The organism is Xanthomarina sp. (assembly GCF_035306705.1).
Classification (GTDB): domain Bacteria; phylum Bacteroidota; class Bacteroidia; order Flavobacteriales; family Flavobacteriaceae; genus Xanthomarina.
The window spans coordinates 1-4,839 of sequence record NZ_DATGNO010000118.1; the positions used below are offsets into that span (position 1 = coordinate 1).

Consider the following 4,839-nt stretch of genomic DNA (forward strand, 5'->3'; position numbering starts at 1 on the left):
ATCGTTAAAGATAATGTTTTCTGCAATCCAACTTTTTAGTCCATCTGGTGAGTTTTCATTTAATTCGAAATTTCCAGTTTCAGAATGAGCTGCAATTGGTACGTTTTTAGAATTTGAAGTCACTAAAACAAAGCCTTCTGGTTCTATATTAACAATGTAAATACCCGTGTCATCATTAAAGTCTTTAATTATTTCTGTAGATTCAACTCTTGATGTTTGTTGTTCATTTCTTGCTAATTCACCTCCTGATCTATAGGTTCTGTTATAAAAATTTAGGGCTACTTCTTTAGCAATATCTTCCGTTATTTCAATGCCTTGAAACGTTTGATTTTCATTGGAATTAAAATTCCCTTCATATTCTTCATTGCTACAAGAATTTAAAGTTAACGTAGTTGCTATTAAAAGCAATAATAATCTGTTCAGTAATTTAGTTTTTTTCATAAGTTTAATTTAAATAATTTAGAGGTTTATGCTATTAGTTAGTTTTGGGAGAAAAACTAAAATAAATCCAATCTAAACATATTTCAAGCAAGATTATTAAGAATACAAAACTTAATGTCTTTCCTTTCAACAGTCCAAACGTAAAAAAAAAAAAAAACTAAATATGCAAGGATTTGTAAGAAATTTATGCCGTTCATCGAAAAGTTGAAAAACCATTACGGTTTTTCCGTAATTACTGTCAAAAAAAGTTTTTAAGTAAAAAAAAGGAGAGAAAATAAAAAAGCAATTCTAAAAAGAATGGCAAAATTTATATGTTTCTATTATGTGATAAGCTAGAAATCCAATTCGTCAGGCATCTTAACACCTGGCGTCGAATTATCTGAATGACCATCAGGATCATAATTGGCACAATCTACTTCTATGGTAAGTTCTAAAGGTCTTTCAAAAGCGGAAGTCGATATGTCTAAAGTTTCATCTGCAAAACAACTTTTCATATATACGCCCCAAATTGGCAATGCCATAGAAGCTCCTTGTCCGTAAGTAATGGTTCTAAAATGTGCTGCTCGATCTTCGGCACCAACCCAAACTCCAGTTACCAAGTTTGGAACCATGCCCATAAACCATCCATCACTTTGGTTCTGGGTTGTTCCTGTTTTACCAGCAATCGGATTTGTAAATCCGTATGGATAACCTGTCATTATTTCTTTGTAAACACCACTTTCTGGCATCCAAGTACGTCTTAATCTTGCTCCCGAACCTCCTTCGGTTACACCTTCCATTAACTTAACAGTAACATAAGCAGCTTCCTCACTTAGCACATCTCTGGTTTCTGGTGTAAATTGATACAAAATAGTACCGTTTTTATCTTCTATATGTGTTACCATAACAGGCTTGGTATAAACCCCTTTATTAGCAAAGGCGGAATACGCTCCAACCATTTCGTAAACGCTTAAATCGGCTGTTCCTAAGGCAATGGAAGGTACTACAGGAATCTCTGCTTCCACACCTAATTTCTTTACCAAATCGACCACAGGTTGTGGCCCAACTTTATCCATTAATCGAGCTGTAATTGTATTTATGGAATTTGCCAAGGCACTTTTTAAAGTTCGTGATCCACCATATTGCCCATCGGAATTTTTAGGTGTCCATGGCTCCGGATTTCCAAATTTTCCAGCTTCTATAGTTATTTGTGTGTTAGGAAGCTCGTCGCATGGCGATAAATGCAATTGATCTATGGCCGTTGCGTAAACAAAGGGTTTAAATGTGGAACCCACTTGTCTTCTAGCTTGTTTTACGTGATCGTATTGAAAATGTCTGTAATTCATACCGCCAACCCAAGCTTTTACATGGCCGGTTTGTGGATCCATAGACATCATGCCTGGATGCAAAAACGACTTATAATAACGCATCGAATCCATAGGTTTCATAATGGTATCTATTTCGCCTTTCCACGAAAAAACACTCATTTGCGTTGGCTCATTAAAAGCGGCAATAATTTGATCATCACTTTTTTCTAAATCGAATTTCATGTGTCTCCAACGTTCACTTTGTCTCATAGAACGATTCATAAGTGCATCAATATCACTTTTGCTCAATTCTAAAAATGGAGCTGTTGGATTTCTATCTGGAGTATTTTGCTTATCAAATTCTGCTTGTAGCCTTGGCATGTGTTGTAACACGGCATCTTCGGCATATTTTTGCATTCTGGAATCTATGGTTGTATAGACTTTTAAACCATCGCCATATAAATTGTATTTTTCGCCATCTGGTTTTGGATTGTTTCTAATCCAATCTTTCATAAAACCATCTAGATATGCTCTAAAATAAGTAGCAATTCCATCGCGATGTGATTGTGGCGAATAGCGTAAATCCAATTCCGTTTTTTGAAGAGAATCCATCACTTTTTCAGAAATATAATTATATTTCTCCATTTGGCTTAAAACCACATTCCGTCTGTTTCTGGTACCAATTGGATTTCTGTGTTCTCTCGGATTATAGAGGGAGGAGTTTTTAAACATGCCTACCAACATAGCCGACTCTTTAAGGTCTAATTCATTAGGTTCTTTATCGAAATAAATACTGGATGCAGAACGAATGCCATCCCCATTATTACCAAAGTCGTAGATATTAAAATACATGGCAATAATTTCTTCTTTGGTATATTGACGCTCTAAACGAATGGCAATTACCCATTCCTTTAGTTTCTGAGTATATTTATCCCAGCCTTTTGAACGAACACCAACAAATAACTGACGTGCCAACTGTTGGGAAATCGTACTGGCTCCTCCTCTTTTTCCCAAGAAAAAGAAAGCTCTTAAAGTTCCACGAGCATCAATTCCTGAATGCTCATGAAAACGAGCGTCTTCAGTAGCAATTAAAGCATCCACCAAGTCTGGCGACAAATCATCGAAACTTACAGGTGTTCTGTTGTCATTAAAATAGAACTTCCCTAGAGTCTTTCCATCTGAAGAAATAATTTCTGTGGCTAGATTTGTCTTCGGGTTTTCTAATTGGGTATAGTCTGGAAGCTCACCAAAAACGCCCCAAGACGCTAATAGAAATAGCAGTACAACAAATAAAATACCTGCAATAAACAGTTTCCAAAACCAGCGAACATAGGTTGAAAAATCTTGTGTTTTTTCTGTTTGTTTCTTTTTTTCTTTAGCCATATATGTTACATAACTTAAGGTTAAACGGTCTTAAGTTTAAAAAATTATCTTAATTACTTTTCAGTTTTTTCAATCCGAAATCCAATATCAGTGATTCCCTCTAAATCAACAACGCCTTTTTCCTCCCCATTTTCCCTCATGGCTTGTTGTATGTTAACCGTATAATCTCCAGCTTCATTAAAAACCACCTGTTCTTTATACCACAACTTATTTTCTTTGATATCTGCAAATCCTGTGCCTAAAAATTCTCCATTAGGTTGTGCCATTTTATACTCTAAAGTATCTTGTATGGTTTTTCCATGTGGGAATTTCATCTCGACAATTAAAAACAGGTTGTTATATTTATAATCGTTATTATTTCTAAGGTTTACAAATAGGTTATACGAATTTAATGTATCTGGTGGATGTATCTTAAAGCTAATTATAGAATCTTTATGCCATTTATTGGGCACAGATTTATAAGTGTCGTAAACACTTTTAGAATCGCAAGATGCTAAAACAAAGGCCAAAAGAAGGAACAAGGCACTATTTCGCATTATTACTATTGTTTTGGGGTTTTCTTCTTTTTTTATTTCTGCTTTTGCTTTTATTCTTTTTATGAGGTTTTTGAGTATCAAAACGCGTTAAACTATCTTGTCCTACAACGTTTTCAAATTCATTTTTAGTATCTTGAATAAGGTCTATAGCGTATTCTTCCAAACTTGCTACTTTTTCTTTTTTCTTATTCAATTCTAAAATTTCTTTGGCTTGATCTTTTGTAATTATATGCCAATTGCTCCATTCGCCTTCGTAGGCATACCATAAATGACCTTTAAAAATATCCGATTTTTGGTATACTGCTACTCCTTTTTCTGTGATTAGCTTGGCATCTGTTCTCGGAAAGTCTTTAAGTGCATCTAAATACGTATCCAATTCGTAATTTAAACAACATTTTAATTTCCCGCATTGTCCTGCCAGTTTTTGAGGATTTAAAGATAATTGTTGGTATCGTGCAGCCGAAGTGCTAACCGAACGGAAATCTGTTAACCATGTAGAGCAACATAGTTCTCTACCACAAGACCCAATTCCTCCCAATCTGGAAGCTTCTTGACGAAAGCCAACTTGCTTCATTTCAATTCGGGTTTTAAACTCTCTAGCAAACATTTTAATAAGCTCTCTAAAATCTACACGATCTTCGGCTGTATAATAAAATGTGGCTTTACTACCATCGCCTTGAAATTCAATATCCGAAATTTTCATTTGCAATTTAATTTCGATCGCAAATTGACGCGCCTTCACCTTCATTGGTTCTTCTTTGTCTCTATATTCAGACCAGATATCAATGTCTTTTTGTGATGCTTTTCGATATATTTTCAAGATTTCATCATCCGTTTCAGAAACTTTTTTACGTTTCATTTGGATTCTAACCAATTCGCCTGTAAGCGTAACCATACCAACATCATGGCCAAATTGAGCCTGTGTTGCCACCACATCTCCAATGCTTAAGGTTAATTTTTCTGAATTTTTATAATAATGTTTTCTGCCGTTTTTAAAACGCACTTCTACCCAATCAAAAGGTTCTTGGCCATTAGGAAGAGACATGTTGGCTAACCAATCGAACACAGTTAGCTTATTACAACTATCTGTACCACAAGTGCCATTGTTTTGACAACCCTTTGGTTGTCCGTCTTTTCCAGTTGAGCAACTGTTACAACCCATAAAATTTATGTATATATTGATTCTGAAAAAC

General features: G+C 35.0%; 4 protein-coding genes. All 4 read right to left on the bottom strand.

The window, feature by feature from the left end; all coding sequences use genetic code 11:
• The coding region (locus tag VKY47_RS09985) for a Spi family protease inhibitor (RefSeq protein WP_324312467.1) at positions 1-441 on the bottom strand (441 nt) is incomplete at its 3' end.
• 332 nt (positions 442-773) lie between these two features.
• Positions 774-3,110, bottom strand: a complete 2,337-nt coding sequence (locus VKY47_RS09990; protein ID WP_324312469.1) for a penicillin-binding protein 1A — start codon at positions 3,108-3,110, stop codon at positions 774-776.
• A gap of 53 nt (positions 3,111-3,163) precedes the next feature.
• Positions 3,164-3,646 carry a gliding motility lipoprotein GldH gene (locus tag VKY47_RS09995; RefSeq protein WP_324312470.1) on the bottom strand — a complete coding sequence of 161 codons (483 nt, stop codon included), beginning with the start codon at positions 3,644-3,646 and terminating at the stop codon, positions 3,164-3,166.
• On the bottom strand, positions 3,636-4,808 hold the full coding sequence (locus VKY47_RS10000; RefSeq protein ID WP_324312471.1) for a PSP1 domain-containing protein: 1,173 nt from the start codon (positions 4,806-4,808) through the stop codon (positions 3,636-3,638). The genes VKY47_RS09995 and VKY47_RS10000 overlap by 11 nt, the downstream gene beginning before the upstream one ends.
• Positions 4,809-4,839 lie beyond the last annotated feature (31 nt).

What these genes read in the sequence shown, in the direction of transcription:
- VKY47_RS09990 (WP_324312469.1), bottom strand. Translation starts at nt 3,110, where the DNA reads ATGGCTAAAGAAAAAAAGAAACAAACAGAAAAAACACAAGATTTTTCA.
- VKY47_RS09995 (WP_324312470.1), bottom strand. Translation starts at nt 3,646, where the DNA reads ATGCGAAATAGTGCCTTGTTCCTTCTTTTGGCCTTTGTTTTAGCATCT.
- VKY47_RS10000 (WP_324312471.1), bottom strand. Translation starts at nt 4,808, where the DNA reads ATGGGTTGTAACAGTTGCTCAACTGGAAAAGACGGACAACCAAAGGGT.